The sequence below is a fragment of the uncultured Gimesia sp. genome (assembly GCF_937919775.1).
GTDB lineage: Bacteria > Planctomycetota > Planctomycetia > Planctomycetales > Planctomycetaceae > Gimesia.
This window is the reverse complement of the sequence record NZ_CALFPF010000400.1, coordinates 1-4,906: the sequence shown is the minus strand read 5'-3', so window position 1 is coordinate 4,906 and position 4,906 is coordinate 1. Positions and strand designations below refer to the sequence as shown.

Genomic DNA, 4,906 nt, shown 5'->3' with positions numbered 1-4,906 from the left:
GGGGGTAAACGTTTTACTCTCTCAGCAACTGGGATTTTAAAACCATCATCTGAAACAGGAACTTCCGATTCGCCACGCATAATTGATGCACTGCCCGTTTAACTAGGAATATTTGTCAACTAACTGTTCTCTGCCAGAAATCTTCTGATTCGACAGCTTTTTACTTATGCCGAAGAATGATTTCTAAAGAGATTACTATTTTACGCAACAGCCCCCAATAATGCGCCTGAGTAATACGAGTAATTTTACTCAGATTATTCAGCATATGAAAAAACGTGTGTCAGTAAACCAGGACTGACACACGTTTTGGCTATCTGGTTCTCATTTTTTGAGAAAAATTACTATCTGGGAGACGGGTTGAGGCCCTGATCGGGGCTGCCAATCGCCGGTTTCACACTACCTGGTGTAAAGTTCGTTCCCGATGTCTGGGACACGCCACCCGTTGTGGTGTTGGTGATGTAATTGTCCACGCGGGTTTCATCTTTCAGCTTCTTAAACACGCGAGCGACTGCTTCCTGGGCTTGTTCTTCGTTCAACTGTTCCAGCAACTGATTTTTCACTTCGCCAATATTGGTGACAACCGGTTCAGTATGTCCTTCACAGAGCAGAATCGCATATCGGCTCAAACCGATTTGAATGATCCCGGAAACTTCGTTTTCTTTCAACTTGAAAGCCGCTTTCCAGAGGCTTTCATTTTCGGAGTATTGTGGAATCGGTTGAATGGCACCGCCCAGAGCACGGCTGCTTGGTTCGATGGAGTAATCGCGGGCAACGCGTTCAAAGTCAGCCGGATTTCTTTTGACATCATCCCAGATTTTCTGTGCCCGGTTCAGGTTGTCCAGCATGATCATACGGGCTTTCACACGTGGACCGTAATCGCGAGCGAATGCTTTCTGGACCTGATCCTCAGTCAATGCTGTTTGTTGACCGGCCAGTTTTCTTAAAGCCAGCATCGGCCAGATCACATTATGGCGATACTGATTGGGATTCATTTTGCGTTCCGCCAGCAACATTTCATACCAGGTTTTGGTATCCAGATTGAAGCGTTTGGCAATCTTCTCCACTTCCGCGTGAACTTCGGCTTGTTCTACAGCCACGCCAGCTTTCTGGCAGGCTTGTTCAATGATGGCCCGGTTCACGACATTTTCCAGAACTTCCGGTCCATATAGTGCCAGGCATTCGCGGGCCAGTTCATCTTCCGTGATCACCATGCTGCCAACTTTAGCAACAGGTTGACTGCGGACCGTTGGTTGACTTCCGGAAATTCGCACAGTGCCTGCTTTTTTATCTTCGCCGGCAGCACCGTCTTTCGCATTGAATGTCTGGAAAAAGAGTACACCAGCGAAAAGAACCAGTCCGGTACCGGCTGCGAAAAACAGTATTTTTCGTTTCGAGTTTGTCTTGGCTTTGGTCGCATGCGGGTTTGGGGTTGGTTCGCCCATTGCTTAAAATCTCCATGTTTTGTATCCGACGCGAGGGGATCATGTGATTGCCTGTTATCAGCCCCACCAGCTTTCAAGCTGGATTCAACAATCCCCTGGGTCATGGGATCGTTGGGAAATGATTCCGGATCTGTCCTGAATCAGGCAGCTCCAGATTCACCAATCACGTTGATACTTAGTCGTCAGAAGATTTACGAAACTTCCTTGTCTCAAGCTCTACCATTAGAGCGCGGCGGAAATGTAAAACTTTCAACAAAGCAGGTCAACAGCAATTTATGGAACCTGTAATCTGTATAGGTTTCACAAAAGGCAGGCAGGTCTCAAACCTTGTTTTTAAGGCGGTTTTACTTTGTTTTTGCAGTTTTTTTTGATCCTGAAGAAGTTCCGTGCCGTTTTGTGAGCACAGGGTTTTGTAGAAACACCGTGGATTGTGTATGAGTTGAGGAGATTCAGCAGCTCGCAAGCCCAGAAAACCGGACTGATTTGCTAATATTCGGCAGGTCGGTAATTTCTTCGATTGCGGGTGAACTTTGGTGAGCGTTACAATCAGACAAGTGGCACGTTCGCTGTCCGCATTTCTTTTTTGAGCCATTCACGCAGAACCAGATTCAGGTACTAATCAGGCAGCAGCATTAAGAAAAGGGATATCAGCATGGGATTCTGGATGGATAAATTACGGGGCGAACTCGTTGATATCATTGAGTGGATCGATGATTCAAAACACGTTCTCACCTGGCGATTTCCCCGGTATCAGAATGAAATCAAAAATGGGGCGCAATTGATTGTGCGTCCGGGGCAGATGGCGTTGTTCGTGCATCGCGGGCAAGTCGCCGATGTGTTTGAGCCGGGCCATTATCAACTCACGACCGACAATCTGCCCATTTTAGGAACACTTCAGGGCTGGAAACACGGCTTCAACAGCCCGTTTCGTTCCGAAGTTTATTTCGTTAATACCACGCAGATCACGGACTTGAAGTGGGGCACTCCCAATCCGATCATGCTCCGCGATCCCGAATTCGGTCCGATCCGATTGCGGGCCTTTGGTAATTATTCACTCAAAGCCAATGACCCGCGCATTCTCGTTAAAGAACTGGTGGGTACGGATTCCGAGTTTCACTCGAATGAAATCAATGAACTGTTACGTTCGATTATTATCAGTTCCTTCGCCGATCTGATTGGTGAAGCGAAGTATGCAGCTCTAGATCTCGCCTCCAAATATACGGAGATTTCAGTTGAGCTGAAAAAAATCGTCAATGAGCGGATCGACGACGAATACGGTCTGGAAGTGCCACAGTTGTTGATTGTGAATATCTCGCTCCCGGAAACCGTGGAAAAAGCCCTGGATACGCGGACCAGTATGGGGGTCATCGGCGATATGAATCAGTTTCAGCAATACCAGATGGGGCAGGCCATGCTTTCCGCCGCCGAGAATCCTTCCGGCGGAGGAGCCGCTGAGGGCATGGGGCTCGGCATGGGCTTTGCGATGGCCAACCGGATGATGCACGCTCCCGGCATGGGAGCGCCGGGTCAGATGGCGCCACCGCCACCACCGGCGGCCTGGCATATCGCCGTGAATGGTCAGTCGCAGGGACCTTTCACACTGGAACAAATCTCTCAGGGGATAACCGGCGGTCAGATTTCAGGAACAACGCAAGTCTGGTCTGCCGGCATGTCGGGCTGGCTGCCCGCCGGTCAGGTGCCACCATTGGCAGGTTATTTTCAGGCTACACCACCGCCTCCGCCAGCCGGTTAAAGGGCCGGGGGCTGCGATCCCGATCAATCGTATCTTGGAGAGTCATGCTGATTTCGAAAATTGACTGCCATTGGCAGAAAGACCAGAGGCTGGTGTCCGCGTGAGAGTCGCACATGTTATCACCCGGATGATTATTGGCGGCGCGCAGCAGAATACGCTCTATACGGTCGAAGATCAGTATCGGGATTATCACGACGAGGTCGCACTCCTCACGGGACCGACGGAAGGGCCGGAAGGGACGTTAATCCCTCGTGCCGAACAGGGTGGTTTCGATTTGCGGATCGTGCCTCATCTGACCCGCAGTATCAGTCCGCTGAACGAGTGGCGCGCCTATCGGGAACTGATCGCAGAACTGCGCGATTTCCAGCCCGAACTGGTTCACACTCATAGTTCCAAAGCAGGTATTCTCGGACGTGCCGCTGCCTGGCATCTCAAGCTGCCCACCGTGCACACCATTCATGGAGCCGCCTTTCATTTCGGGCAGTCGCCAGTGCATTACCACGCTTATATTGCCGCAGAAAAGTGGGCAGCAAAACGTTGCGACCGTCTGATCAGTGTGTGTGATGCGATGACCGATCAATACGTGGCGGCCGGCATTACGACCAGAGATCGCTGTGACACCGTTTACAGTGGAATGGAAGTCGAACCGTTTCTCACTCCGGCGCGTCCTCCCGCTGACGTCCGTCGGGAACTGGGTATCGAACCACAACACATTGTGATTGGCAAAGTCGCACGGCTGTTTCATTTGAAAGGACACAAGTATCTGATCGAAGCAGCCAAACAGGTTGTCGAGGCACAACCACAGGTTCGCTTTCTGCTGGTCGGAGATGGAATTCTCAAAGCAGAGTTCGAACAGCGAATCGCCGATCTGGGTCTCACAGAGCATTTTATTTTCACCGGTTTGGTCCCTCCAGAGCGGGTGCCGGAATTGATTCATGCCATGGATATCGTCGTGCATACCAGTGTCTGGGAAGGCCTGGCCCGCGTGCTTCCTCAAGGATTGATCGCCGGTAAGCCGGTGGTCTCGTACGACGTAGATGGTGCGCGGGAAGTTGTGATCCCCGACGAGACCGGTTATCTACTGCCGCCGGAATCGATTGAGCCGTTGTCGCAGGCGTTGATCGAACTCGCCGCTGATCCCGAAAAACGAAAACGCTTTGGCCAGACGGGACGCGATCGATTTACCGATCAGTTTCGGCACGAAACCATGACGCGTCGATTACGCGAAATTTATCAGCGGGTTCTCGACGACCGGAAAAACAAGCGGTAAAAAAAGCAGGATAGCACTGATTCAGTACTATCCTGCGAGTGAGTGTCAGCTGGACTTAATTCTGCAGCAGGACGTTGACCCCTTTTTTGTTCGAGAGCACGATATCAGGGCGGCCATCACCGTTCATGTCGGCCATCGAAAACTGAGTGCCCACGCCGGTATCGTTGCCCGCTTCGATCTTATGCGGAATGATCTGAGGAGCAGCGCCTTTATTCCGTTTGATCTCATACCAGTACATCACGACCGGGTCTTTGCCCCCCGGATCATTGCCATTGTGGGCGAAGAACCGTTTGCCGGTGACCAGATCGCGCTCGCCGTCGCCATTCATATCGATAAAGTGGACCGCGTGTGTTTGCGAATAGCTCTTGTCGATCAGATGCGCTTTGAACTTTGGTTTGCCGTCTTCGGAGACATTCTCAAACCACCAGACGCCAAACGCAT

At 51.0% G+C, this 4,906-nt stretch carries 5 protein-coding genes; 2 read left to right on the top strand and 3 right to left on the bottom strand.

Features of this window, described 5'->3' with window-relative positions:
* Nucleotides 1-341: 341 nt before the first annotated feature.
* Both Q0294_RS10970 and Q0294_RS10965 read right to left on the bottom strand, forming a co-directional pair.
* The gene (locus Q0294_RS10970) at nt 342-1,442 is read right to left on the bottom strand and encodes a peptidylprolyl isomerase (protein WP_299464776.1); all 1,101 of its coding nucleotides are present in this window, start codon (nt 1,440-1,442) and stop codon (nt 342-344) included.
* A 262-nt stretch (nt 1,443-1,704) separates the two neighbouring features.
* Nucleotides 1,705-2,034 (bottom strand): hypothetical protein, encoded by a 330-nt coding sequence (locus tag Q0294_RS10965; protein ID WP_299464774.1) that lies wholly within the window; start codon nt 2,032-2,034, stop codon nt 1,705-1,707.
* Between the two features lie 60 nt (nt 2,035-2,094).
* Here Q0294_RS10965 and Q0294_RS10960 point away from each other — a divergent pair, with 60 nt between their 5' ends.
* A complete protein-coding gene (locus Q0294_RS10960; RefSeq protein WP_366917964.1) occupies nt 2,095-3,195 on the top strand; it encodes an SPFH domain-containing protein in 1,101 nt (366 codons plus the stop codon).
* A 100-nt stretch (nt 3,196-3,295) separates the two neighbouring features.
* On the top strand, nt 3,296-4,465 hold the full coding sequence (locus Q0294_RS10955) for a glycosyltransferase family 4 protein (RefSeq protein ID WP_299464768.1): 1,170 nt from the start codon (nt 3,296-3,298) through the stop codon (nt 4,463-4,465).
* 55 nt (nt 4,466-4,520) lie between these two features.
* Here Q0294_RS10955 and Q0294_RS10950 read toward each other — a convergent pair.
* Nucleotides 4,521-4,906, bottom strand: a 386-nt coding sequence (locus tag Q0294_RS10950) for a VCBS repeat-containing protein (RefSeq protein WP_299464766.1), incomplete at its 5' end; no start/stop codon positions are given.

Bases quoted from the DNA above. Each gene is read 5' to 3' on its own strand.
- Q0294_RS10970 (WP_299464776.1), bottom strand. From the start codon at position 1,442: ATGGGCGAACCAACCCCAAACCCGCATGCGACCAAAGCCAAGACAAAC.
- Q0294_RS10965 (WP_299464774.1), bottom strand. From the start codon at position 2,034: ATGGCTCAAAAAAGAAATGCGGACAGCGAACGTGCCACTTGTCTGATT.
- Q0294_RS10960 (WP_366917964.1), top strand. From the start codon at position 2,095: ATGGGATTCTGGATGGATAAATTACGGGGCGAACTCGTTGATATCATT.